The organism is Bacillus cereus group sp. Sample62 (assembly GCF_036851315.1).
Classification (GTDB): domain Bacteria; phylum Bacillota; class Bacilli; order Bacillales; family Bacillaceae_G; genus Bacillus_A; species Bacillus_A wiedmannii.
The window spans coordinates 771598-797818 of sequence record NZ_JAFLPK010000001.1 but is presented as its reverse complement, the minus strand read 5'-3'; the positions used below and the strand labels follow the sequence as shown (position 1 = coordinate 797818).

Here is a 26221-nt window from a genome sequence, read left to right as displayed (position 1 = left end):
TCTTACCCTTCTTTAAATGGTGGTGTTGGCTTTATCATCTTTACAGTTTCAGTAATGACATCGTACGTTAACTGTTGATGAGGATAAGCAGTTAAAACTGCTTGTGGGATAACGCGTGTAATTAAATCCGAATACGTAAACGCATAATCTTGATTTTCATTTTCCCCTGTCAAATGTGCAAGAGAATCTAATTGTGTAGCTGTTAAGGCTATATCTGAAAAATAAAAACGAAATAGTTCATAACGTTGTTCTAAATTCGGTCTAGAAAAAGTGTAAATGAACGCTGCACGTCTTTTAATTGCTGGATCAATGGCTTGCACCCTATTAGTACAAAAAACAACCAAAATCGGTATTTCAACATTACGAATATGATCAATCCCCTGAATCAAGGCATTTACACCAGCTCGATCTTCATGATGCATTTGATTTTCTTCACGAGATTGGGCAAGACTGTCTGCTTCATCTAAAATCATTATTACTGGTTTTTTTGTAGTAGAAGCCAACGTTTTTGCCTCCTGAAACGATTTAGTTATTAACTTACTCATTTCACCTACTACGCCATTCCCTCTAGATTTCATACTCATACGCGTCAAGATAACATCTTTCTTTATAAAATGAGCAAGTTCGTTCCCAAATGTCATAGCAAACTCCGTTTTTCCAGTTCCTACATCTCCTTCAAAAATAAAAAAAGGATAGCGGTCATGAAAAGCCTGTAATGCTTGTATAGGATGATGATGAAATTTTCTACTCCATTCTTCTAACCGTTCAGGTGCTATAATCATAGCTGCCTCTTTTTGTATACGCATTTTCAAATCATCTAATCCTACTAAACGATTATATCTCTGCTGAAATGTATCATTGGGAAAGGTAATAATTTCTTCAAAATTGGTAGATGCTATATCAAGCATAATAGGAATATCCCTCACTTCTTTTTTTGCAGTAATAATCAATGGTTCTTTCACATATCCAAAAGCTGCATATTTACGTAAATATTTGTTAATGTTACTATGGCAACTTTCATCAATCTGAAAACCTTCATTTTTTCTAATTGAATTTCCAATCCATTCAATTGCATTAAAAAAGGGGTCTCCCCCTTTTTCTTCCGCTTCCAACATAATTGAATCAAAATTATGGTCCATTTCTTTAATTGGATGACCATATGTATCTACTATTTTTATTTTCATATTATTAAGCACCACCCAAAATGGAACGTTGAACTCCAAGAGAACCACTTGAATACTGTTTATCGATTTTTAGATCAAGTCCACTTGAATAATTTGTTTTTGCTACTGGACCCCAACTTAATTCAAGGTTCCCCCTATAAGTTTGTTGTTGCTCTTCAGATAAATCATGCCATTTTTGAGTATTCTCTATAACAATACTAGTAGAAGCTCCTGATAAATTAACTCTCAATCGTCCAACATTATCATCCAATGAAAATGTTCCATCATCTTTTAATTCATATTTTATTTCACAGAAGCACTCATCTTCCCGCTTAAATTGGATCTTGATTGCTTTTGCATAGCCATCATTCATCCAATTGTAAAAATCGTTTTTCCACTTTTTTAAGCGTTCATCTGTAAATAAACCTGGGAATCTAGCCAATAGGTAATCTAAATCTGCAATAATTTTATCATTGATATATCGCACATTTGCATAAGTATAAGAACGAGTATCTGCCCTCGTGTATGAATATGACATCTTCCTGACTCCTTTAAAAAGAAAATGAACTGCCAAAAATTTGCTTAAGTGATGATTCAGCAACACCTTTTGTAGAAGCTTGTACAGCATGTGACAGGTAGCCTAATGCCTCATCCGCTTCATCAATAATAAGCTCCCGTTTTTTATCATCCAAACTATCACCTACATTATTTTCAGGGTTTACTGGATCAAAAATATTACACCCATCGCTTTCAAGAGTTACATCAGAGCTACTATAGTTATCTTCAAACACAATGTCTTTCTTTAATTCAGTGTTAACAATAAAACGGAAAAACTGTCGCAAAGCAGTGACTATATCATCTGAAATCCCTTCTGTATCAGCTATATGCGCCCAAATTAACTCAATTAAAAATGATTTCATCTTAAATTCTCTTTGATTTCGCCACCATTTGATAACACGAACCATTGTTGCATAGTTAGGGTTATCTTTTTTTCTGCTACGAATAAATTCTAAATGCAGTGGGATTGAAGTTAGAACTCGTTCACCGGTATCTTTCGTAATGAGGTGACCTAAATCGTTTGGTTCCCCATTCGGAATAACTGGTACAACGTCTACATCTAATCCAGAACTTTTAAATGAAACCTTAACACAATGATGTCCAATACTAAATTGTTCTTCTTTCATATTATAGCGAGTATAAATTTTCACAAGACCATCCCGAACATATTCTAATACTTCTTCCTCGCTATAATTTTCAACCTTATCAGGTGTTACATAGAGTGCGACATCCATATCATTTAAAGTGCTTATTGCCGTTCCTTTTCTTACGGATCCAGAATGTAACATTTTTACAAAACCAAAATCAGGATTCTTTTTTATGTAATCTTTTAAATTATCCCTTAAACGATTTACTTGCCCTCGATACTCATCAACTTTGTCTTTTTCAACATTTACTTTTTCCTCAATAAAACCTTTTAAATCCTTATTGGTAAATAACAAAATGCATCTTCCTTCCTCATTTCGTTGGTACAATCAAGATATTTATTTTAAGCATACTCCAATTGGTCAAAAAAAGTCAAAGAAAAATATTGAATATTAAAAAAACACTCGAATTACTTCTCCTTCGGTTTTAAGTAATAATTAATTTTAATAATGTAAAATTAATTCCCCTCTAAATCCCCCTTATATCCTATGCTATTCCAGTAATTCAAAAACAGATTCACTATAATATTCCAAAGATATCCATTAACATAGTAACCGATATATAGTTATTAATCAACTAAAAAAATCAACATATAGTAAAATTGTATATTTCCAACTTTTGTTTACATTGTTTATTAAAATTACAATCTGATTTTAATACCTTTAAAACTTCTTTAAGATCAAATTAACTTTAGCGTTTCGACAAAAATAATTTATTTTCATTATACAACGAACAAACGTTCGATAACAAGGTATATACAACATACATTCGTTCTTATACACTAACGCCTTGATGGAAAGCTTCTTCAACCGTTTAGCGAAACTTTCTATTCACAAAAGTATCCAACACAACTGCGCGAGAGATTGTACTAGAATACATTCATTACTACAATTGTGTGTGAATTCAAGAAAAATCAAACTACCTGTCCCCTAAAGAATATAAAGAACAGGTAGTTTAGGTGTTTTGATGTGTGTCCCTTTTTAAATGGCTACTTCATTTTGAGGTGATTTATATAATTTTTTTGTTATTTCAACTTCATCTTTACTAATAGATTTTTTTTACCGCTTTATACACTTTCACCAAGTTTACGATAAAATAGGAACTTGGAGTTTATGAGTATTAACAAATAATAACTTAGAAACGCTAACCAACGCACTATTACATCCCTTTTTATGTAAATTAAGTATAAAAATCACTCTATTAATAATAGAATTTCCTGATAGGTACTTTGAATATTACTACATCTACTTTTATTATTTTTAATACACAGAAAAATTTTGTTCAAATCTTTCTCTACTACAATGATTAAATTTAAAATTTCATGTGTCATATTCAATTCTTGTTCCTTGATGTGCGAAATTAATAATTCCGAAGCTAATGCTAATTGTTTAATTTGTTTAAAATATCTTAACGTATGTTTTTTGATATTTTTACAATCATTAAGGATATAATGTGCAGATGCTGAAATGTCTTTTAACATCCGAAAGGTACGAAAAAGATCATAAAAAACAACATGTAACCTTCTTTTATTTTTCAAATCATTTGTAAAAATAGACAATTCTTCTAGAATTCCTTCTATTTCCGATATATAAATATCCAAAAGTTCTTCATACATAAAAAATCACTCCCCTTCTGTAAACATTTCAATTAAAATAAAGAAAATCATTTATTACATGCTATTATGGATGTATAAAAATTCTTAGCGAATTGTTTTGGAAGTAATCGTTTCATAATAAATAGAGACGAAGGAATTAAAGGAGGAAATAACATGACTCATTATGTCGGTTACCATGGAACTACTCTTGAAAATGCTGAAAAAATTCGTAGAGAAGGGTTTGTACCGTCTAAAAAGGACCATTGGTTAGGTCAGGGTGTTTATTTTTATGATAATTTTTCTTCTGCTTTAAACTATGGGAATGTAGTAATTCGAGCTGATATTTATGTAAAACAAGATTTATTACTAGATTGTTTTTCTTTTGATGGAAAGAAATATTTGAAACAGCGGACTCAACAATTGTCTATTAATAATAATAACAATCAGGCTGACCGTTATGGAAAAGTTCTTGCACAAATGGTTACAGCGGCAAAAGGAGAACAGCCTTTTGGATTTGATGTTGTAAGAGCTCCCTATCATTCTGATGAAATATGGGGTCCTTTGTGTAAACCATTTGAAAACATAGAACTCCATATATGCGTAAAAAATCTCCAGTGCATTTCAAATATTTCTCTGATTTCCAATATTAAATAAGCAACCACCCGCTAAAAGTGTGGTTGCTTATTTAATATTGGAAAAGACTTATGGTTATTCCAGGGCACTGAAAAAGTCTACTCTTATAAATATCCTTCGATACTACTTTTCCCTCTCATTCCTCTAAGTAATTCCATTACTTATTCAAAAACACCTGTTATCAAATATTACCGCTCCTACGTACATCGTATATATGTCAAACTAACTTTTTCAGTAGAATAAAAGTAAACCCTACGCTAATGTTCACTTAGGATTTACTTTTTCTGTTGTCATATACGCCTGCCGAGGATGATTTAAATTATCCGGGAAAAGTAAAATTAATTTTCCTTCCCTTAATAATTCGTTTACTCTATTTCGAACCGCTTTTTCAGAACGAGATAGGAGTTGTTCCAGCTGATTAACAGTCAAAGGTTTTTGGGAGCATAATTCAAGAATAATTCCTTTTATTATTTCCGGATTTAATCGCTTACTTTCTTTTGCTCTCTTCGAAATTTTTTCTAGCATACTTATCTCATTTCCTGATAAGTTTCCATTATACTGCTTACTACCTAAGTTCAAATCCTTACTACCTAAGTTCAAATCCTCATCATTTAATGGTTTACTGTTTTCTTCATTATGCTGTATACCTTCTTTACAAGCTAAAGTATAAAATGTTCCTCCTCTTGTTCCATTTTGAATAAGAAGTTCATTTTGTAATAAATATTTCAGCTCTTTTTTCTCCCTACTCCATCATCTAAATACAACAAAAAACCTCTTTCATCACCAAGAGATTTTCGACCTTAAATATGCTATTCGACTTATTTTTTTCAATTGTGCCTAATAATAAAACCTTCTGGAATTTTTAAATAATTGATTTCTTTCTCCATTTTAATTTCTTTCCTCATTTTATATGGAGTATTTAACAATTGAAATGATAGTATTTCTACAATATAATTCACAAAATGGATTGTCATCTGCATGTGTAATCGTTGAACATATTGACTTCCAATTGCGTCGCCGCTTTCAAATAATTGAATGGTTTCCACCAACACTTCTCCTCCTTTATATACACAAATACTATATGTACAAATAGGTAAATTATCTAAACCATCCAGGGAACACCTTAAATTTGCTTCGATTGAAATTGGTATACTAGAAGACATTACGTGTTTCTTAATTCTAATTATCAAATTTTGAAGATCAATTTCATTGCTTCTTTTCATTTTCCTCACCTCATTTTTATTCTTCGTTCTTTTTTCCGGTTAGTCTTTTTATTTTATTTTATTTTATTTTTCAAAACGCTTATACTAATTAGCATAAAGTGAAAAGGAAGATACCCATTGAATCCAAAATCAAATTTCTTAACAAACAGCAATACTCAGCTTTTATTTAAACAATTTAACAGCCAATTTGAGAACATTCTTCAACTGAAAGCAAAATTTCATTTTAACTCTGATTTAGAAGATGCTAATGTTATTTATACATCACAACAAGATAGCTCTATTCTAAACTTGTGGATTCATAATCCTGCTTCAAAATATGTACAAAACACCTCAATTCCACGCGATCGATTGCTGGTAAAAATCTCTTATTTAGAAGTGAATCCAAAATCCCAAGGATTAGGGAGTCAATTGTTTCAAACCTTAGTGAGTACATTACGTACAACACCTATTAAACGCATTATAGTTATTCCTGAATCTGAAGCTGCGCTCAATTTTTGGCTGAGACAGCAATTCATCCCTTGGAATGGAGATCAATACCGACTGTATTTAGACATTTAATAAAAATAATTTCATTCTATTCACACAAAAAACTTCTGAATAACCAGAAGTTTTTTGTGTAACTTATATACATTCCAAATGAAAATCATATTTTTCCATCTATCCTTTGTTTATCAATTCCTTTTTTATTAAACTCCTTCAAATGTTCTTCGTGCATTAACAGGTCCCTCGTTAATAAATAATAATTTCTTAAATAAGTATTTAAAGTACATGGGATAGAATTTGCCTTCTCCCTGCATTGATTTAAAGTGTACAAGAAATATTTTTTCCTTTTTCATCTAGTGAATTCATAATAAGCTTCTTAAAATCAAGATATAAAACCACGATAATATTAAATCAAAATTATTTCTAATGCACAAAAGATCCTCTTCATATGCTTTATTACAAAACACATGAAGAGAATCTTTTTAATTCTCTTTTAATAACGTATGAACCTCTTCATTTTCATCAACTGAATACTTTCAAAAATCACCTAATCAAGAGTGGGATGAATATATTCAGAAGGTCACTAAATTTCTAAATTGGGAGGACATGAAGCAAACAGCAGGGGCAGAATATATAAAGAAAAAATTAAAGAAGTTAGGTTTTAACTAAGTTACATAGCTGAATTTTGTATTAAGCACCTTAGCAATACGAAGCCCAACCTTCGTTCATGATCTTCGTTTCAAGCTGCGGCCAGAAATATAACATTTCTTCGCGCATCATCGTTAATATATCGCGCTGCCAATCTTCTAGCTCACGGCTATATTCTTCAATAAAGAGTAGTAAATCTTTTTCTGGTTGCGGCGGGATTTTCTTCTTTTTATGCATATTAGGTCGTTCTCTCTTTTTGTTTCGATCATCTAAATTCCATAAATCATCGTACTGTGATATCTTTTTCTTTTCTACATCCTCTTCTAAATCTTCAATACTCCACGCAAGTTTTGGACGCATAAGCGATGGATCAATATGCTCTTGAATGGCAAGTACGGCATCCAAAAATGTTTCGACTTCTGCCTTTCCGTACTTATGCTCATATGCTTTCACTCGATCAGCCGTTGCCGCCATACTCTCCACCATATCTCGTTTCGTATTAGAGAAACGAATATTATTTTTAAAGAAGTCACAGTGTGCTAAAACGTGCGCTACAATTAATTTGTTTTGAATTAACGAGTTCGTATCTAATAAAAAGGCGTAACATGGATCAGAGTTAATAACGAGTTCGTATATTTTACTAAGACCTAAATCGTATTGTAATTTCATTCTGAAAAACTGTTTTCCAAAACTCCAATGTGAAAATCGCGTCGGCATCCCATATGCACCAAATGTATAAATAATTTCCGCTGGACATATTTCATAACGCATCGGATAAAAATCAAGCCCAAATCCAGTCGCAATTTCCGTAATTTCCGCAATCGCATATTGCAGTGCTTTATCGTCACTTGCTCTCATTATTTTCCCTCCTTACACTTTCCCTTAAGAAAGTGTATGATGAGGAACAAGCTTTCATGAGGATTGATTGCATAATAAAAAGACATCCTCATAAAAACGAGAATGTCTTATCTATTAACCTTCAATAATCTCCATCTTCTCCGTAATCGGTGTACGAGCTTTTCCTTCTGGTGCTTTATCGAAATAGCCAAGGTGAAGAATTCCAACAATGCGTTGACCTCTTGTTAAACCAAGTCCTTCTATAAATAATGGATTGTAGTTTAATCCGCCCGATTTCCAAACACAACCTAATCCACGTTCCCAAGCAAGCAGTTGGAAGTTTTGCATAAATGCACATGTTGCAGCGTAATCTTCGTCGCGTTGAATTTGACGTGGATCTTCATTAATATAAACAACAATTTGTGCAGGCGTGCTTAAGAAACGATCTGATAAAATTTTGCCGCGTTTTGCTCTTTCTTCTTCTGTGAAAGAGTTTAATACTGCATCTACTAATTTTTTGCGACCTTCTCCAATGTATAATTTACAATTCCATGGTTCACGGTGTTTATGATTCGGTGCCCACGTTGCGTCGTTTAATAGTTCAATTAATAACTCTTTATCTACAGCTTGATCTGTGAATGTACGTACAGAGCGTCTTTCTTTAATCACATTTGCGATGGAAGTATATGTAGTCATATTTTTCTCTCCCTTATTTTCATCTATATGTATACATTTGTTATTGATATTGATTTTCAATTTCGATTATACCTTAGTTTTTTACTATTAATCAATGTTTTATGTTGGAAAACTTCCAAAAACGTCATTTTATACTGTGAATAAAAAAACTTCATTTGTTCACAAGTATTTCACATTTTATGGAAATGATATGTGTACAGTTTTCCACATTATCCATCTAGGAGGAATTTATATGTACAAAAAAATCGTAGTAAGTATGACTATGGCAGCATTATTATGCGGGATATCTACCTTCCCTGCTTCTGCTTCCGCTACCACGCCAAAAGAAGTAACATTGCACCATCATCATAAGCCTATTTCAGAAGAAGAAATGCAGTCGCTCGAAAAACTCGGTTATAACAAACATGAAATTTGGAAAGCTGCTCATATTGCAAGAATCGGTAAAAAAGAAATAAAAGACGTTTTAGCTTACTATAAGCAAAATAAATCTTGGGAGAAAACAGCCCAGCATTTCGGTGTGGATCCAAGTAAGTTGAAAAAGCATCATATGAATAAAGAGACGAAAAAAGCACTGCTGCAAGAATTAGCAAATATGCAAAAATCTACACCAGACGGCCTAAAACAAAAAATGAAAGATTATAATATCGGATTACGTCAGCTCACGGTATTAACAATTATCTCTCAAAAAAGTAATACCCCTCTCGATGATGTACTGAAAATGAAAAAAGACGGAATGGACATTAAACAAATTGCAGAAAAATTAAATGTAAAAAAAGAAGATATACGAGCTGAAATGATTAAATTAGTGAAGTCTATTAAAGAAAAAAAACAAATTAACATGCCAAAAAGGAAGAGATTTTCAATACTCTTCCTTTTCTTTATGAACTTTCAATTTTCAAGTATAAATTTCCGTCTTTCCCAAAAACTAACATAAGCAAATGATGTAGTAAGGGGTGAGAAAGTGTTTCGTTTATCGTCTAAAAAGAAGAAAAAAACAATCTGTTCCATTCCAGATTTTATCCAAACTATGAAAGAATCTAGTGATTTCGTTTCTTATAACATCGTAGAAGATGGGACGCTATGTTTGTTTTATTATAAATCTACAGCTGAATCACTCCTCATTAATCGATTCATTTTAACACCTATAAAAAGAGAATTGGATCACATTGAAACTATAAATGATATAGCAAATATCGTCACACTCGAAGGGATTATTACCAACCCTTCTATTGATGATATTCGTGAAAAATTATTAGTTGGGTATGTACTCATACAGCTTAAAAACGATTCTCAAACAGCAGAATATGTACTTATTCGTGCTGAAAGTTCAGTTTTAGGTACACGATTATATAACGATACCGAAAATGAATATAGTGTAATCGGTCCAAAAGTCGGATTTGTTGAAAATATTGATACAAATACACACTTACTTCGCCGAAATATAGTAACAGAGCAATTAGTTTTCAAAGAAGTTATAGTTGGCTCTATATCAAAAACAAAGGTTATAGTTGCTTACATCGAAGGCATTACAAATGAACAACACATCAATACTGCAATACAGCGCTTACAAGATGTTGACTTTGATGTTCCTTTTGATGCAACTATGATTGAACAGTTTATTAGCGATAATAGTAACTCACCCTTCCCTGTTTTACTACCTACAGAGCGGCTAGACCGCTCTGTGTACGCATTACTGAATGGAGGCGTTGTTATTTTAACAGACGGTTCACCTTACGCATTAGCTGGACCAGCGACGTTACTTGATTTCTTCGTCTCGCCAGAAGATTATTATTTACCATGGATAGCAGGCTCATTTCTTCGAATGGTTCGCTTTTTCGGAGCAGCATTCTCGCTATTTTCATCAGCTATTTATACAGCTGTATTAACGTATCACTATCAAATGATTCCTGCGGATTTACTAGGTCCGATTATTTTTTCAAGAGCTAATGTACCCTTTCCACCCATTTTAGAAGCACTTTTTTTAGAAATCACAATCGAATTGCTCCGTGAAGCTGGAGCACGATTACCTACAAAAGTTGGACAAACAATCGGCATCGTTGGCGGGATTGTAATTGGCCAAGCATCTGTTCAAGCTGCTTTAACGAGTAACATTTTATTAATTGCAGTTGCTTTATCAGCACTCGCTTCTTTTACAACACCAACTGTAAAAATGTCTTCTACTATCCGGATACTACGATTTCCACTTATTCTTTTAGCTGGTGCATTTGGGGGCTTAGGTCTCATTGTAGGATTCGTACTCATATTAGCTCATTTAATTCGCTTAAAATCACTTGGATCACCTTATTTATTACCTCTATATCCATTCCGCGGTTTAGGTACAGCAGAAGGACTCCTTCGTTTGCCGTTTAGTCAAACTGCTGGACGCGCCTCTTTTCTGAGACCAAAAAAGAAATGGCGCTATGACCCAAACAAAGCGAAAGAAAAACGTGACGGTGAAGAGAAATGAAAAATATTTTATTATGCTTTTCCATTATCATTTTAATTGTTCAATCTGGTTGTACAGAATCACATATAGTTGATACACAGCGAATGATTCACGTAGGTGGATTCGATATAATAAAAGATAAAAAATTTCGCGGGACAATTTTATATCCCGATTACACAAAAGGAGTACAATCGAAACCAGAAACTCAATCAACTCATGCAGGTACAATTGAAACAATCTCTTCCCTTCTAAACGCCAAATCTCCACATACGATTGCTGTAGGGCAAATGCGTGTTGTCCTATTTGGAAAAGCATTTGGTGAACATGGACTTGGAGATGTTATTAACAACTTACAACGTGATCCTAACATTGGGCGAGATGTGCAGCTAGCACTTGTAGATGGTTCAGCAGAGGAATTACTGAAACATGTCAAAACAAATGGATCACTTTATTTATCTGATTTACTGGAGCAAAATATAAAAAACGAGACAATCCCGCGGACAGCTTTAAATATTTTTTTATATAACTTCTATTCATCTGGATGCGATCCATTTCTTCCTTACATTCAAGTATCAGAAGACAAATCTGCTTCCATTAAAGGACTCGCTTTTTTAAAAAAGGATAAAGTGGCTATGTATACAGATAAGGAAAAGTCTTTTTTATTTAAATTACTCATTAATCCAACGAAAAATGGGCGTTACGAAGTTCCAATACGCCAAGGTAAACATAAAGGATTAATTGCTACTCAAAACTTATCTGGAAAAAGTGTATGTTCTCTTTCGCCAAACGGTGATATTCCGAAAGTTAACATACACTTAAAATTAAATGGACTCGTAAAAAATGCTCCCAGCTGGCTTGATTTATCAAAGAGTAAAAATGTAACTTACGTAAAAAGACATGTAGAAAAAACACTTGAGAAGGATTTAAACGAATTAATAAAACAATTCCAAGAAAATAAAATCGATCCAATTGGTATACGTGAAGAAATTCGTAGTCATTCAAGAAAATGGAACATAAAACAAATTCAAGACATGTATCCTGACGTAGACGTTGCTGTTAGTGTGAAGATTAATGTCGTACAATCTGGTATCGGAGAATAGTGAGGTGCTATCATGGCAGGACAAGATAAAACACATACTGTTTCCCCTTATTTCACATTCCTTCTATTACACTCCCTTCAAATTGGAGTAGGTGTGTTAGGATACCAAAGGATTATTGCGCAATTTGCCGGTTATGATGCTTGGATTTCTCTTATTATCGCTGGTATTGCAACTCACATCGTGTTATTTTGCATGCTGAAAATGTTAGAAAAAGATAATGATTTAATGAATATTCATACGACATGTTTCGGAAAGTGGATTGGAACAATTTTTTCCGTATGCTTTGCCGCATACCTTCTATTATTTTGCCTTACTGTTCTTCGTACATATATTGAAGTTATTCAAGTTTGGGTCTTTCCTACAATTAAACCATGGAAATTAACTTTACTATTTTTATTTGTAACTTATTACATAATTAGAGGCGGCTTTCGTTCTGTAACAGGAATATGTTTTTGGGGCGTCATAATCCCCATTTTCGTACTACTTTTCTTAGTTTTCCCAATGAAATACGCACATGTTCGTAACATTTTTCCAATTCTTACTCATTCACCTTTAGACATTTTAACTGCAACGAAAGCCTCTGCATTAGAGTTTCTTGGATTTGAAGCAATCCTTGTTTTTTATCCATTTATTAGAAAAGGAAAATCGTTAAAAAAATGGGCACATGGTGGTATTGCTTTTACAACGATTCTATACGTAATACTAGCCATGGTTTCTCTTATGTACTATAGCCAAGGACAACTACACCATACCATTTGGCCAACATTAACAATGCTAAAAATCATTAAAGTTCCTTTTATCCAAAGGTTTGAGTACATCATTATCTTCCTATGGTATCTAATTATTTTACCAAATCTTTGTTTAACCATTTGGTCTTCTTGTTGCATTAGTAAAAAATCGTTTCGCATACCGTTTAAAATTACACTGCCATTGTTTATCGCAGTCATATTTATTTCATCCTTATTTTTCACAAACCGCGAAAGTATCAATGCATTAAATACGGTACTATCTCAAGCTGGTTTATATATTGTATACGCTTATATCCCAATTTTATTTCTATTTCATTCACTACGATGGCGCTTCAAAAATCAGTCGAAAAAATCTTCAACCGATACACCATAATCTCTGATACAATTTGATTAATACATTTGTAAAGGGGACAAGCGTATGAAGAAATATGTATTTTCTTTACTTGCAGTACTGAGTTTAATTCTTGCTGGTTGCGGAGCTACTAGTACAAATGAAAAAAAATCATCTGAATCAAAAGAAGAGCATGACCACGCATCGCACACTCAGCAAGCTGACATTCAAGAGAAAACAAAAGGAGTCGACACACTTCCTACCTTCCTAGACAAGCTTGATCCACAAATGAAAGATATCTACACTGTCGCTGGACAAAATGCAGAGCTATTAGATTGGATTCCATGTTACTGCGGTTGCGGTGAAAGTGTAGGGCATAAAAATAATAAAAATTGCTTTATTCGTGAAATTAAAAAGAATGGTGAAGTTGTTTGGGATTCCCATGCAACGACTTGCGTCAATTGTCTAGAAATCGCAGTTGAATCTGCTTCAATGAAACAAAAAGGAAAATCAACGCTTGAAATTCGTAACTATATCGATAATAAATACAAAGAAGGCTATGGCAAACCAACACCTACGCCAATGCCAAAAGCTTAAAAACGAGGAAACACCTCGTTTTTTTTCATTCATTTTTTTTCTTAACAAATTCTTTCAAGTGTATTTCTCCTTACTTATCACACACTATATATAACTCTCGGTAAGGAGGGTACACAGTGCAAACATATAACGACTATGATAAAGCTCTCTATTACACGTATAGCTGTAATTGGGATAAATTACTCGTTCTTATGGTTCAAACGAACGATCAACTATTTTCTAAGCGTATTGAACATTTTTTACACGCTTATCAATACAGTAAAGAACTACCAGAAGTTGATAAACAATTGCAGCTCCTATTTCAATATATTGACCATGCATCCCAAAAGTCACATATAGAAGAAGTAGAACAAATTCAAATGTAAAATATAGCGCTATTCTCTTCAGGAGAATGGCGCTTTTTTAAATATTGATATCAATAAAAGTTTCCTCTTATAAAACTTTTATTGATAAACATATTTTTTCTTTCTTTTCTGTGCTACTTCATACTATAATTTAGTATGTAACTATTATAAGAGAGGTATAAAATATGGGACGAGAAAAAAAGCAAGAATATGCTTTACTTACCGCATGGGGAGCTTCTTTTATCGCTACACTAGGAAGTCTGTATTTTTCCGAAATCATGAAATTTGAGCCTTGTGTACTTTGTTGGTATCAACGTATTTTTATGTATCCATTCGTTTTATGGCTTGGTATCGCTGTAGCAAAGAAAGATTATCGCATCGCAAGTTATTCTTTACCAATTGCAAGTATCGGTGCTTGTATTTCTTTATATCACTATGCAATTCAAAAAGTCGCAGCATTTTCAGCTGCTGGGGCAGCTTGCGGCCGTGTACCTTGCACCGGAGAATTCATAAACTGGTTTGGTTTTATTACAATCCCGTTTTTAGCGCTTATCGGCTTTATTACAATCGCAGTTTGTAGTTTTATTGTAATAAAAAACAAATAAGGAGATGAAAGAATGAAAAAAATGCTTATATTTGGTGGTATTATTATCGCCTTGTTTGCAGCAATTTTTGCTGTCACACAAATGGAAGAAAAAAACGCTACTAGCCAAAAAATTGATAATCCTACTGAGAGTAAGACAAATGGTCCTGACTACTATGCCAACAAAATCTCTCTTTCAGATCTTCAAAAGAATTTAAAAGAGAACAAAGAAGAAACGGTATACTTTTATCAAACATCTTGCGTTCATTGTCAAAAGCTATCTCCTGTCGTAGTACCAATGGCTAAAGACTTGAACGTTGATATGAAAGTTATGGATATTGAAAAACTAGATGCTCCTTGGGATGAATATAAAATTAAAGGAACTCCAACAATCATTCACTTTAAAGATGGCAAAGAAGTAAGCCGTATTAGTGGTGAACAACCGGAAGACAAATTAAAAGAATGGCTTGAGCAAACGAAGAAATAACGAGAAAAGGAAACTCCTTCTACACATGAAATGGGCGTAAAGTCCCAAACTAATGTATAAGGAGGGGGTTTTATGCCAGAAGTGAAATGTTCTGTTTCCAATTGCTCATTTTGGGGACAAGGTAACTTTTGTCAAGCAAGTTCAATCATTGTTCAACCAGATGCACAAGAAACTGGTTCGAATACAAATGATTCATATACAAGCGCGGTTTTAACAAACGAGACGCTAGAAAGTTCTGTAGCAACGAGTGTAGAAACTTGTTGTCATACTTTTAAACCAAGGTATTAAACATAAAAAGCATACGATTACTCGTATGCTTTTTTACATTCCCCTCCAAAAATCATGCATGATAAAAAAGTACAAAATAACGAGAACAACTGTCCCACATAAGGTAATGCGCCGATATATACTCTTCTCTCCTTCTCTCGCTTTCACAAATGCCCAAATAAATCCGAAGAACAATATTAAATCAACATATGGAACATAAAAAGAAAAAACGAGAAACGCATACAAATACACGATAAATAAACAGGTCGTTACTAAGAAAATTTTAAAAGCAAATTCACTTTTCATAATGTAACCGTCCCCCTATCTGTACTGTATTATATTCAGCAAAATACAATAGTTGCAGTTAAACTCGAAGTAGAAATAAGCTACCGTCTATAATACGGTAGCCTATAACGGAACATTATATTTCCGTTTATATATATTACTTAAAACCGAAGAAGGAATTTGCTCATAACGAATTTTTTCTCCTGTTTCATCCACAATATACAAATTGTTTCCTATATAATATATTCCATCTTTTCGTTTTGAATACACTGGATATCTTTCGTTTGGCAATACCGTTTTCACTTTTGTTAACTGCCCATTTGGTTCTTGCCAATATATATCGGCACGGTCTACTAACGTAAGCATGCCAATTTGCTCTTCTTCTACTTTACGACCATTCCAGCTCACAACGCGGTAACCAAGCTTATTCGCTTCATATTCGGGGCTCGTATGAAAACGAGAAATGATCACTTTTGTTTGCAATTGGACTCGGTCATATAACCATTGTATATCCCTGTCATGCATGCGAATACAGCCATTCGATTCTCGGCTTCCAATCGTCCATTCCCGATTTGTTCCATGAATCGCGTACTCCTTTTTATCCAAACCTAACCAACGCGTACCGAGAGGATTATTCGGTGCACCCCCAGCTATTTTTTTTCGATGATATTCTTTATTTTTAAATTTAGTTATAATACAAAAACTACCTTCAGGCGTAGGTGTACGGTCTCTTCCAGTTGTTACGGGGAATGTCTTTGTATAATTTCCATTTTCAAAAAAAGATAATTGGTTTGTCGTAAGATTCACTAATATTAGATGATCTGTATCAGCAAAAGCACTAACCGGTAGGATGAAAAATAATAGTATGACGAAACATAATTTTTTTATCTATATCCCTCCCCTAGCGCTCAATATAATAAGTAGAATTAGCTTTACTTTGCTCTTATAAATGAAAACTATCCATTTACAATAACGCCCCCATTTACATGTATCATTTGTCCGGTAACATAGGATGAATCGCCAGACGCTAAGTATACGTATGCTGGCGCTAATTCATATGGTTGACCAGGTCTTTGCATCGGGACATTGCTCCCAAACTGTGATACTTTCTTCTCATCAAAGCTTGACGGGATAAGTGGTGTCCAAATTGGTCCCGGCGCAACACCATTTACACGAATTCCTTTTTGCACTAACGACTGAGAAAGTGATCTTGTAAAAGCTACGATTGCTCCTTTCGTTGCCGAGTAATCAATTAACGTTTCATTTCCTTCATATGCAACGATAGACGCTGTATTTATAATGACATCCCCTTGCTTTAAATGAGAAAGTGCTGCTTTCGTAACGTGAAAATAAGAAAAAATATTAATACGAAAAGTCTTTTCTAGCTGTTCTGCTGTAATATACTCTAGCCCTTGCTGCGGATACTGCTGCGCGACATTATTTACTAAGACGTTCAAACTACCTAGCTGCCGAACGGTCTCTTCTACAATATCTTTACAATGCTGTTCATTACTTAAATCACCCGGCAACAATACACACTTTACCCCTTCTTTCTCAACATATTGTTTCGTCTTATTTGCATCTTCCTCCTCATCTAAATACGCAATCGCAATATTTGCTCCCTCTTTCGCAAAAGCGATGGAAACAGCTCGTCCAATTCCGCTATCTCCACCTGTAATTAATACATTCTTTCCTTTTAACTTTTCGCTTCCTTTATAATTGGGATCTTCAAACTGCGGTAGAGGATTCATTAATGATTCAATGCCAGGCTGTTTATTTTGATGTTGCGCAGGCATTGTTACAAAGTTTTTTTGCTGTGGCATATCTTCTTTCAACTCCTTTTCCTTATAATGTGCATAATAAAAACTGAAATTCACACATCATGTTACGATTAATATTCGAATTTAAGACACAAAATATGAATTGTTGTAAACTTTTTAAGCAAAACTATTGCAAAATAGTTAAAAAACGAATATTATATATAACTGTTGTGAAAATTATTCGTAAACAGAAAGGATGTTTATATGTTTAACCTTTCAAAACATAAAACTTCTATTAAAACTGAAATTATGGCAGGTATTATTACCTTCTTAACAATGGCATATATCATTGTGGTAAACCCTGTTATCCTTGGGGATGCAGGTGTTCCATTTGAACAAGCATTTACAGCAACAATTATCGCTGCTGTTGTCGGAACATTATTTATGGCAATCTTTACAAACTTACCAATCGCAATTGCACCAGGTATGGGATTAAATGCTTACTTCTCTTATTCTGTTGTAAAAGCTCATGAAGGCATGACTTTCGCAATTGCATTCTCTGCTGTATTCGTAGCAGGTATGATTTTAATTTTGTTATCATTCACATCTTTCCGTACAAAATTAATGGAAGCAATTCCTGAAAACTTAAAACATGCAATTACTGCTGGTATCGGTCTTTTCATCGCCTTTATCGGTTTACGTTTAACAGGTATCGTTACAAAAAACGATGCAAACTTAGTTGGACTTGGTGATCTTCACTCTGCTCCAGTACTACTAGCATTAGCCGGACTTGGAATTACAATTGTCCTTATGTCTTTAAATGTAAATGGTGCACTATTTATCGGAATGCTATTAACTGGTATTATCGCTTACTTCACAGGACAATTATCGTTCTCAAACGGCGTTACATCAATGCCTGGATTACCAGAAGGAATCATCGTTTCCAATCCAATTACTGCTGTATCTGATGTAATTAACTACGGATTATACGGCGTTGTATTTTCATTCTTCCTTGTTACATTATTCGATACAACAGGTACATTACTTGGCGTTGCTCAACAAGGTGGATTTATGAAAGATGGAAAGCTTCCAAAAGCTGGACGAGCTCTTCTATCTGACTCATTCTCAGCAACAATCGGTTCTATGTTTGGAACAACACCATCAACAGCGTACATTGAATCATCTGCTGGTGTTGCAGCTGGTGGTCGTACTGGTTTAACAACTGTTACAGTAGCTGTTCTATTTGCACTAGCAGCATTCTTCGGACCATTAGTAAGTGCCGTTTCTGGTGTATCAGCTATTACTGCACCATCATTAATTATCGTTGGTAGTCTTATGATGGGATCAGTTCGCCACATCGATTGGGACGCATTTGATGAAGCATTCCCAGCATTCTTAGTAATCTTAAGCATGCCACTTACATCAAGTATCGCAACAGGTATCGCACTTGGATTTATTTCATACCCACTTATGAAAGTGGCAAAAGGTAAATTCCGTTCTGTTCACCCACTTGTGTATGTATTCGGAATCTTGTTCGCTTATCAATTAATTTTCTTACCACATTAAAATCCCTCATAAAGAGGGATTTTTTTATACATAAAAAATAGAGCATCGAATTTCGATGCTCTATTTTCCTTTTGCGACAACCAAACGAACTACTTTCAATACAAGAAGTAAGAGACCGTTCACTATCGCTGTAATCCCTAAAAATACCGCTATCATCAGCTCTCCCATTCCGTTATTCAATACAAACATAACAGAAGAAATGAAAGCCAAAATAAACAATATTAACGTTGGTATATATTTAATAATAGGCTTCTTATATGATTTTTTTGAAAGAAGAAACGTAATTACTAATGTCATAATGATCACAAAATATACTACAAATAAGAAAATCATACGAAAGCCTCCACTATTCCTAAACTATGAAAAAGATAAAAGGAGTTAAAAATTATTAATATTTTTCATTCACCTGTACCTCTTCACATACTTTTATCCACATTATACCATGTCACTAGACGTGTATAACCGGCATTCGACATTCAAACCAATAATAAAAAGGCTGCGGAGAAACTCTTCTCCACAGCCTCATACTTATTTTTGTAAAAACGACTGTAAATCTGCAAACTGTCTCTTTGCATCTTCATAGCCTTGCTCATATAGATTTTGTAGTTTTGCCGTATCTTTTTCCATACGATCTACTTGAAGCTGTACTTCTGGGCGAATAACAAATAAGTTCCCAGCTTGCTCTTCTTTTTCAATGTAGTGAAGTGTTTCATTATATACTTCATAACGATTCAACATCGTATTAACAAGTTTCGGATATTTTTTATAAGCTTTCGCTGCCACCCATCCAAACTTTGATTTTTTCTTAGCATAACCATGATTTCTCGTTAAAATAACGACTGATTTTTTAAATCCATCTTCTTGCGCTTTACGAACTGGAATCGGATCAGAAATTCCTCCATCTAATAACTGCTTACCACGGTAATTTACTACAGGTGCAATGAAAGGTAATGAACTAGATGCTTGTAATAAATTTAGTGCATCATCATTCGTTCCCTCTTTTTCAAAATAAACAGACTGTCCTGTTTCACAATCTGTTGTGCCTACAAGGAAACGCTCTGGACTATTAAAATATGTTTCAAAGTCAAACGGAACATGTTTTTCTGGAATTTCATGAAAAATGAACTCCATATCAAACAATTGGCGTTTTCTCCATAAATTTTTATACGATAAATATTGTGGGTGTGATGCATAATCAATATTTACTGTTTTATTTCTATTTCTTTGTCTGGAAAGATACGACGCTGCATGACAAGCACCAGCTGATACACCAATTACATATGGAAAATATAAATCTTGTTCCATAAAATATTCTAATATCCCGCCCGTATATACACCACGCATACCGCCGCCTTCTAATACTAATCCCGTATTTTCAAGCATGTTATTCTCTCCTCTTTATATATTGACTCTTTAATTATTCACTATGTTAAGTATCTTTCTCTATTATATATGAGTTTTTTTAGAAATTATATTCAAAAGGCTTGAAATAAAGGAGTTTTTTCTTCCAATTATATTTCCAAATGTTTGGAGACATCCTTTATAAACCTTTGAATAAAATCTTGCTCTTCTTCCGTATATCCATCTAACAGTAGCAGCCACTTTTCTTCAGCTTGTTTATGCAGTTTATCATGAGCTTTATATATTTCATTTCCGCTTTCCGTTAAGCGAAAGAAAATTTCTTTTTGATTATCTAACATTTGCATCTTCTCAACGAATTGCTTTTGAAACAACTTTGTACAAATTTTAGAGATTGCCCCCTTTGTCATTCCTATTTCTGTCGTAATAGCAGTTACATTCATCAGAGCATTTTTTCCGATACACTCGATCACATGTAATTCAGATAAAGACATACCACTTATACCTGTCTCACGAAGAAACTTCTCATTTTGCCCTTTCAAATGTTCTTCTTTTTTATGCAAAAGTGTACGAATGTCCGAAAGTATTTCCATTTGTTTCATTGTACGTTCCAATCCGATCGCCCCCTAAGTTTCCAAAGAAACAATTTAACTATATACCATTTTAAAATCATTTTTTCATATTTACAAGTGAGAAAAATATGTTAAAATAAATTTAGTTTCCAAGGAAACTAAATTACAAGGAGGTTAACATAATGAAAAAATCCAAACTACATTTCATTTTATACGTTATCTGTATGAGTGCCTTACTCGGTTCCTTCGCTCAAAATATTTACACACCTATCTTGCCTATGATTCAAGCTTCTTTTCACACTTCTCTTTATCTAGTAAATTTAACAGTTTCACTATTCACATTCATTCTTGCAATTATGCAGCTCATATATGGACCTTTAATTGATACAAAAGGGAGAAAATCTGTCCTTATCCCTAGTTTAATCATTAGTACAATTGGTTCAATCGGATGTACTTTTTCGGCGAACATTTATTTATTTCTATTTTTTAGGGCTGTTCAAGCTATAGGAATAGCAGCTATCCCTGTAGTTGCAGCAACGATTATCGGTGATTTATTTGAAGAAAAAGAACGCGGAGAAGCGATGAGCCTGTATCAAATGTTACTTGCTCTCGCACCTGCAATTGGCCCTCTTATAGGTGGTTATCTCGGCAGTATAAATGGCCATTTATCCGTATTTTTATTTTTATCTACACTTGGCATTCTCTTATTAATTATAAACATTTCACTACTTCCAGAAACAAAATCAACTGTAATTAAACAACCGCAAGCAAAAAAGAGTTACTGGTTTATCTTAAAAAATAAAACTGGATTTTCTATTACTCTTATTGGCTTCATTCAATTTTGTATTTACTTTTGCTTCCTCGTTTTTTTACCAAGCATTTTAACAAACTTATTTCACTTAACTGCCAGTAAAATTGGTCTTATATTTGTACCGATGTCCCTTTCTATTATGTTAGGAAGTTATTGCTACAAGCTTTTGCAAAAACGCCTCACAACAAAGCAAGCTTTATTCATCACTAGTTTCTTCAATATTATATGTGTCACTTTATTCTCTTTCACATATAGCATCAATATCTCATTCATCATTATCGGCACCTCTTTATACGGTTTTAGTATGGGACTTTCTATGCCAACTCACACTACTTTATTAACGGAGAAATTCGTACAAGAACGCGCAACTGCTATCGGTATGTACAACTTCATCCGCTATCTCGGTATGGGCACAGGGCCACTTGTAGGTGGATTTCTTGTATTTAATCAAAATTACTTTTGGATTTTCTTCCTAGGTGCAATTACATTTCTATTTATCATTTTATGCGCAATGAAAATGCTACGTTTTCAGGCTGTACAAAAAGCAAAATAGAGACCTATAGATGGTCTCTATTTTAAACTCTTTGATCCGCAACGATATGAATATCAATATACTTCGTTTCTCTCATAATTTCATTTACAATTGAACCTTTTCGAATTTCTTCCCATCTTGTTCTTGCCGATTGCCCGAGTAAAATTTGCGTTACTTGTAGTCTTTTCGCGACTTCAATAATAACATCCGCTGGCTTTCTTCCTTTTGCCTCTTCTAAAACAAAACTCGCATCAAATTGATTCGTTAGCAACTTCCACTCTTCAATTGTTTGCTTTTTCCCTACTGAAAGTGAATCAATATTTTCCCGCTCTACGTTTAAGACATACAATTCAGCGTTTAATCGATCAGCCATGCGCCAACCTCTCCGTATTAATTTCTCTGCTGTTGAACTGTATTGCACACAAACGAGAATTTTTTCTTTCACCCCAATTGGTTCTATAACTGTTTGGCTAATTTTCTCATCCATATCATCTGCAACTTCACGAAGCGACAATTCTCTTAGTGCCCCTAAATTATTAAGCGTAAAGAAGTTTTGTAAGCTTTGTTGAATTTTTTCTTCCTTATATATCTTTCCATCGATTAATCTCTTCCGGAGTACCTCAGGTGTTGCATCAACAAGTTGAATTTCATTTGCTTTTTGCAAAATAAAATCTGGAATACGCTCTCTTACTTTTACATTTGTAATTTGAGCTACAATGTCATGAACACTTTCTAAATGTTGAATATTAAATGCTGATAATACAGATATACCGGCATCTAACAATTCCTGCACATCCATGTAACGTTTCTTATTTTTCGATCCGGGAATATTACTATGCGCAAGTTCATCCACAACAACAATTTGTGGTGCCCGCTTTATAATTCCTTCCACATCAAGCTCATAAAATCCCTTTCCTTTATAATCTATTTCTTTTAAAGGGACTGTTTCTAAATCAGCAATCGCTTCTTCTGTCTCTTCCCTCCCATGTGTTTCAATTAAACCAATTACAATATCAATACCATCCTTTTTCATCTCTCTAGCATCAAGTAGCATTTTATAACTTTTCCCTACTCCTGGAGCCGCACCTACATATAGCTTTAACTTCCCGCGGTTTTGCTGACGAATATATTCTAAATACTCTTCTGGTGTTCGCCTTTGAAACGTTGGTTTATAGTCATCCGCATACAAAACATTCACAACCTTTCTTTCGAAACAACACTACCTCAATCCGTTAGATTGAGGTAGCACTGTTACTATTTCAGTAGTTTCTGTAATTCTAAATTTAACTTTAAAACATTTACGCGGCTCTCTCCAAATAAGCCAAGTGCCGCACCTTCCGTTTGATCTTTAATCAATTGATCTAACGTTTCTTTCGGAACTTTCGTTATTTTTGAGATACGCTCTACCTGTACAGAAGCTGCCTTCGGACTAATATCAGGATCAAGCCCTGAACCTGAATTTGTCACTAAATCGATCGGCACTTCTGTAACTGGAACAGTTGGGTTTTGTTTCTTCCACTCTTCAATACTTTTCTCTACTCGTTTCTCTAAATCTGGATTAGACGGTGCATAGTTATTTGAACCAGATGCTTCTGCCTTATATTCAATACTAGAAACACGCCCATGAAAATAACGTGGATCTGTAAAATTTTGGCCAATTAATTTAGAACCAATCACTTCATTTTTATCATTATATATTAAACTTCCATCCGCATTATCCTTCATTACTGCTTGTGCAATACCAGTAACAATAAGCGGATATACAAGCCCGCACAACACTAAAAATGTAAAAGTAATACGGATGATTGGTGATAGTATATTTTGTTTCTTCGCCATCTTTTTCCCCTCTTCCTTATATGAACAAGCCGACAATTATATCAATTACTTTAATTCCAATGAACGGTACAATAACCCCGCCAAGCCCGTAAATAAGTAGGTTTCGGCCAAGTAGTGCATTCGAACTCATCGGTTTATATGCGATACCTTTCATCGCCAATGGAATGAGTAATGGAATAATAACTGCATTAAATATTAATGCTGATAAAATCGCTGACAGTGGTGATGTTAGTTTCATAATGTTTAATGCTTCCATTTGCGGAATCGCAAGTGTAAACATTGCTGGAATGATTGCAAAATATTTTGCAATATCGTTCGCAATACTAAACGTCGTTAACGCACCACGCGTCATTAACAATTGCTTACCAATTCCTACAACCTCAATAATTTTTGTCGGATTCGAATCTAAATCAATCATATTCGCTGCTTCTTTCGCAGCTGTCGTACCACTATTCATCGCTAATCCAACGTCAGCCTGCGCTAATGCCGGCGCATCATTTGTACCATCACCCGTCATCGCTACAAGTTTCCCTTTATCTTGCTCTGCTTTAATAACCGCAATTTTATCTTCTGGCTTACACTCAGCAACAAACTCATCTACCCCTGCTTCTTTTGCAATCGTTGCTGCTGTTAACGGGTTATCACCTGTACACATAACCGTTTTAATCCCCATTTGGCGCAATTGTTCAAAACGCTCACGCATACCTGGCTTTACTGTATCCTTTAAATAAATTAAACCGTAAATACGATTATCCACTGCAACTACAAGTGGTGTCCCGCCCTCTTTGGAAATGGAATCTGCTTTTTGATTTACATCTTTCGGAATCGTTCCACCTTGTGACCTAACCCATTCAATTACGCTACCTACAGCACCTTTTCTCACTTTCGTTCCGTCCTGTAAATCAACACCACTCATTCTCGTTTCTGCTTTAAACGGAACAAACTCACCTTGTTCTGCGATTTCTCGATTATATGATATAGATTTCATTTTTACATATTCTATAACTGATCGGCCTTCTGGTGTTTCATCTAAGACTGAACTAATCGCAGCCCATTTCCCTACTTGCTCAATCGTCTCATTTCCTACAGGAAGCAATGTATGTGCCATTCGGTTCCCGAAAGTAATCGTACCTGTTTTATCTAAAATGATTGTATTAATATCACCCGCAGCTTCTACTGCTTTACCCGACATCGCTAACACATTAAACTTTGTCACGCGGTCCATCCCGGCAATACCAATTGCTGATAATAAACCACCAATTGTCGTTGGAATTAAACAAACTAACAACGCTACAAGTACAGCTGTATCAATTTGAAATCCTAAATAGTTTGTAAAAATCGGCAACGTCACAACAACGATTAAGAAAATAAGCGTTAAACTCGTTAATACTGTATTTAAAGCAATCTCATTCGGCGTTTTTTGACGAGCAGCTCCTTCTACTAACGAAATCATTTTATCAATAAATGATTCACCAGGATTACTCGTAATGACAATTGTAATCTCATCACTTACGACCATGGTCCCGCCTGTTACGGAACAAAAATCGCCGCCCGCTTCTTTTATTACAGGAGCGGATTCCCCTGTAATCGCAGATTCATCAACAGACGCTAATCCTTTAATTACTTCCCCATCACTCGGAATCATTTCTCCTTGTTTTACAATAACAACGTCATCTTTTCTCAGATCAGTTGCTGAAACTTGAACAATGTCTCCATTTTCCTTTACAACATTTGCAAACACATCTTTCTTCGACTGTTTTAAAGAATCGGCTTGCGCTTTCCCTCGTCCTTCCGCTAACGCTTCTGCAAAGTTAGCAAATAAAACTGTAAATAATAGAATGAGAGAAACTGTTATATTAAACCATCCTGGTACACTACTAGAACGACTTGGAAGAAACGATAAAATGAACGTAATGATAAATCCAATTTCTACAACGAACATAATCGGATTCTTTATCATGACTTTCGGATTCAATTTCGCAAAGGATTGTTTCATCGCATGTTTCACGATATCACGATCCATCGTTTTCGCTTGTCTAACTTCATCTTCTACAGCATGTATTTGTGACTCATTTACTCTCTTTTCTTTTACTACTACCGGTCTCATCATTTACCC

28 protein-coding genes and 3 pseudogenes are annotated in these 26221 nt (G+C 34.3%); 14 read left to right on the top strand and 17 right to left on the bottom strand.

Annotated features, from left to right (window positions below; all coding sequences use genetic code 11):
• Nucleotides 1-2: 2 nt before the first annotated feature.
• The 3 genes from J0835_RS04070 to J0835_RS04060 are packed head-to-tail and all read right to left on the bottom strand — an operon-like array spanning nt 3 to nt 2662.
• The gene (locus J0835_RS04070; protein WP_000694216.1) at nt 3-1184 is read right to left on the bottom strand and encodes an ATP-binding protein; all 1182 of its coding nucleotides are present in this window, start codon (nt 1182-1184) and stop codon (nt 3-5) included.
• A gap of 4 nt (nt 1185-1188) precedes the next feature.
• On the bottom strand, nt 1189-1701 hold the full coding sequence (locus J0835_RS04065) for an HORMA-1 domain-containing protein (RefSeq protein WP_000122586.1): 513 nt from the start codon (nt 1699-1701) through the stop codon (nt 1189-1191).
• 13 nt (nt 1702-1714) lie between these two features.
• Nucleotides 1715-2662: a CBASS oligonucleotide cyclase gene (locus J0835_RS04060; RefSeq protein WP_000899618.1), complete on the bottom strand. Its 948-nt coding sequence runs from the start codon at nt 2660-2662 to the stop codon at nt 1715-1717.
• Nucleotides 2663-3143: 481 nt separating this feature from the next.
• Here J0835_RS04060 and J0835_RS29170 point away from each other — a divergent pair.
• Nucleotides 3144-3267, top strand: a pseudogene (locus J0835_RS29170) (IS3-like element ISBt2 family transposase); the annotation flags it as partial.
• A 291-nt stretch (nt 3268-3558) separates the two neighbouring features.
• Here the strand turns inward: J0835_RS29170 and J0835_RS04055 are convergent.
• Nucleotides 3559-3981 carry a hypothetical protein gene (locus J0835_RS04055; RefSeq protein WP_000272776.1) on the bottom strand — a complete coding sequence of 141 codons (423 nt, stop codon included), beginning with the start codon at nt 3979-3981 and terminating at the stop codon, nt 3559-3561.
• Nucleotides 3982-4134: 153 nt separating this feature from the next.
• On the opposite strand from J0835_RS04055, the gene J0835_RS04050 reads away from it, so the two are divergent.
• Entirely contained in the window at nt 4135-4614 is a 480-nt protein-coding gene (locus J0835_RS04050) for a hypothetical protein (protein WP_000150280.1), read from the top strand.
• A 243-nt stretch (nt 4615-4857) separates the two neighbouring features.
• On the opposite strand, the gene J0835_RS04045 is transcribed toward J0835_RS04050, so the two are convergent.
• Entirely contained in the window at nt 4858-5193 is a 336-nt protein-coding gene (locus tag J0835_RS04045) for a hypothetical protein (RefSeq protein WP_002078612.1), read from the bottom strand.
• 227 nt (nt 5194-5420) lie between these two features.
• Nucleotides 5421-5816 carry a hypothetical protein gene (locus J0835_RS04040; protein ID WP_333728059.1) on the bottom strand — a complete coding sequence of 132 codons (396 nt, stop codon included), beginning with the start codon at nt 5814-5816 and terminating at the stop codon, nt 5421-5423.
• 117 nt (nt 5817-5933) lie between these two features.
• Between J0835_RS04040 and J0835_RS04035 the strand changes: the two genes are divergently transcribed.
• Nucleotides 5934-6374 (top strand): N-acetyltransferase, encoded by a 441-nt coding sequence (locus J0835_RS04035; protein ID WP_001068444.1) that lies wholly within the window; start codon nt 5934-5936, stop codon nt 6372-6374.
• Nucleotides 6375-7004: 630 nt separating this feature from the next.
• Here the strand turns inward: J0835_RS04035 and J0835_RS04030 are convergent.
• Nucleotides 7005-7805: pseudogene (locus J0835_RS04030) on the bottom strand (SpoVR family protein); the annotation flags it as partial.
• Between the two features lie 114 nt (nt 7806-7919).
• Nucleotides 7920-8480 carry a nitroreductase family protein gene (locus tag J0835_RS04025; protein WP_087979514.1) on the bottom strand — a complete coding sequence of 187 codons (561 nt, stop codon included), beginning with the start codon at nt 8478-8480 and terminating at the stop codon, nt 7920-7922.
• Nucleotides 8481-8712: 232 nt separating this feature from the next.
• Here J0835_RS04025 and J0835_RS04020 point away from each other — a divergent pair.
• From J0835_RS04020 to J0835_RS03980, 9 genes and pseudogenes are all read left to right on the top strand, one after another.
• Nucleotides 8713-9309: pseudogene (locus tag J0835_RS04020) on the top strand (hypothetical protein); the annotation flags it as partial.
• Nucleotides 9310-9441: 132 nt separating this feature from the next.
• Nucleotides 9442-10947, top strand: a complete 1506-nt coding sequence (locus tag J0835_RS04015) for a spore germination protein (RefSeq protein ID WP_087979513.1) — start codon at nt 9442-9444, stop codon at nt 10945-10947.
• Complete coding sequence (gene gerYC, locus J0835_RS04010; protein ID WP_087979512.1) at nt 10944-12026, top strand: spore germination protein GerYC; 1083 nt, start codon at nt 10944-10946, stop codon at nt 12024-12026. Before J0835_RS04015 ends, gerYC begins: the two co-directional genes overlap by 4 nt.
• Nucleotides 12027-12038: 12 nt before the next feature.
• Nucleotides 12039-13148, top strand: a complete 1110-nt coding sequence (locus tag J0835_RS04005) for a GerAB/ArcD/ProY family transporter (protein WP_087979511.1) — start codon at nt 12039-12041, stop codon at nt 13146-13148.
• A 45-nt stretch (nt 13149-13193) separates the two neighbouring features.
• Nucleotides 13194-13703: a PCYCGC domain-containing protein gene (locus tag J0835_RS04000; RefSeq protein WP_000761019.1), complete on the top strand. Its 510-nt coding sequence runs from the start codon at nt 13194-13196 to the stop codon at nt 13701-13703.
• Between the two features lie 116 nt (nt 13704-13819).
• On the top strand, nt 13820-14068 hold the full coding sequence (locus J0835_RS03995) for a YhdB family protein (RefSeq protein WP_048562501.1): 249 nt from the start codon (nt 13820-13822) through the stop codon (nt 14066-14068).
• A gap of 164 nt (nt 14069-14232) precedes the next feature.
• Entirely contained in the window at nt 14233-14652 is a 420-nt protein-coding gene (locus J0835_RS03990; protein WP_000532262.1) for a disulfide formation protein C, read from the top strand.
• Between the two features lie 12 nt (nt 14653-14664).
• A complete protein-coding gene (locus J0835_RS03985) occupies nt 14665-15117 on the top strand; it encodes a thioredoxin family protein (protein WP_087979510.1) in 453 nt (150 codons plus the stop codon).
• Nucleotides 15118-15189: 72 nt separating this feature from the next.
• The gene (locus J0835_RS03980) at nt 15190-15405 is read left to right on the top strand and encodes a DUF1540 domain-containing protein (protein WP_087979509.1); all 216 of its coding nucleotides are present in this window, start codon (nt 15190-15192) and stop codon (nt 15403-15405) included.
• 33 nt (nt 15406-15438) lie between these two features.
• Here J0835_RS03980 and J0835_RS03975 read toward each other — a convergent pair whose 3' ends face one another.
• From J0835_RS03975 to J0835_RS03965, 3 genes are all read right to left on the bottom strand, one after another.
• Nucleotides 15439-15690, bottom strand: coding sequence for a hypothetical protein (locus J0835_RS03975; protein ID WP_000834190.1), 252 nt, complete (start codon nt 15688-15690; stop codon nt 15439-15441).
• Nucleotides 15691-15792: 102 nt separating this feature from the next.
• A complete protein-coding gene (locus J0835_RS03970; protein WP_046960268.1) occupies nt 15793-16557 on the bottom strand; it encodes a L,D-transpeptidase in 765 nt (254 codons plus the stop codon).
• 68 nt (nt 16558-16625) lie between these two features.
• Nucleotides 16626-17492: an SDR family oxidoreductase gene (locus J0835_RS03965; RefSeq protein WP_087979508.1), complete on the bottom strand. Its 867-nt coding sequence runs from the start codon at nt 17490-17492 to the stop codon at nt 16626-16628.
• 201 nt (nt 17493-17693) lie between these two features.
• Here J0835_RS03965 and J0835_RS03960 point away from each other — a divergent pair, with 201 nt between their 5' ends.
• Nucleotides 17694-18995 carry an NCS2 family permease gene (locus J0835_RS03960; protein WP_087979507.1) on the top strand — a complete coding sequence of 434 codons (1302 nt, stop codon included), beginning with the start codon at nt 17694-17696 and terminating at the stop codon, nt 18993-18995.
• 60 nt (nt 18996-19055) lie between these two features.
• On the opposite strand, the gene J0835_RS03955 is transcribed toward J0835_RS03960, so the two are convergent.
• The 3 genes from J0835_RS03955 to J0835_RS03945 all read right to left on the bottom strand — a co-directional run bounded on the left by J0835_RS03955 (nt 19056) and on the right by J0835_RS03945 (nt 20956).
• Nucleotides 19056-19328: a sugar ABC transporter ATPase gene (locus J0835_RS03955; RefSeq protein ID WP_087979506.1), complete on the bottom strand. Its 273-nt coding sequence runs from the start codon at nt 19326-19328 to the stop codon at nt 19056-19058.
• 195 nt (nt 19329-19523) lie between these two features.
• A complete protein-coding gene (locus tag J0835_RS03950; RefSeq protein WP_002010670.1) occupies nt 19524-20378 on the bottom strand; it encodes a patatin-like phospholipase family protein in 855 nt (284 codons plus the stop codon).
• Between the two features lie 128 nt (nt 20379-20506).
• The gene (locus J0835_RS03945; RefSeq protein WP_395940794.1) at nt 20507-20956 is read right to left on the bottom strand and encodes a MarR family transcriptional regulator; all 450 of its coding nucleotides are present in this window, start codon (nt 20954-20956) and stop codon (nt 20507-20509) included.
• A 152-nt stretch (nt 20957-21108) separates the two neighbouring features.
• Here J0835_RS03945 and J0835_RS03940 point away from each other — a divergent pair, with 152 nt between their 5' ends.
• The gene (locus J0835_RS03940; protein WP_087979504.1) at nt 21109-22290 is read left to right on the top strand and encodes an MFS transporter; all 1182 of its coding nucleotides are present in this window, start codon (nt 21109-21111) and stop codon (nt 22288-22290) included.
• 22 nt (nt 22291-22312) lie between these two features.
• Here J0835_RS03940 and kdpDN read toward each other — a convergent pair whose 3' ends face one another.
• Genes kdpDN through kdpB form a run of 3 tightly spaced genes read right to left on the bottom strand, consistent with a single transcriptional unit; the run spans nt 22313 to nt 26212 of the window.
• A complete protein-coding gene (gene kdpDN, locus J0835_RS03935) occupies nt 22313-23467 on the bottom strand; it encodes a KdpD-like non-kinase potassium sensor (RefSeq protein WP_087979503.1) in 1155 nt (384 codons plus the stop codon).
• A 56-nt stretch (nt 23468-23523) separates the two neighbouring features.
• Nucleotides 23524-24105, bottom strand: a complete 582-nt coding sequence (gene kdpC, locus J0835_RS03930) for a K(+)-transporting ATPase subunit C (RefSeq protein ID WP_087979502.1) — start codon at nt 24103-24105, stop codon at nt 23524-23526.
• Between the two features lie 16 nt (nt 24106-24121).
• The gene (gene kdpB / locus J0835_RS03925) at nt 24122-26212 is read right to left on the bottom strand and encodes a potassium-transporting ATPase subunit KdpB (protein ID WP_140386673.1); all 2091 of its coding nucleotides are present in this window, start codon (nt 26210-26212) and stop codon (nt 24122-24124) included.
• Nucleotides 26213-26221: the final 9 nt, after the last annotated feature.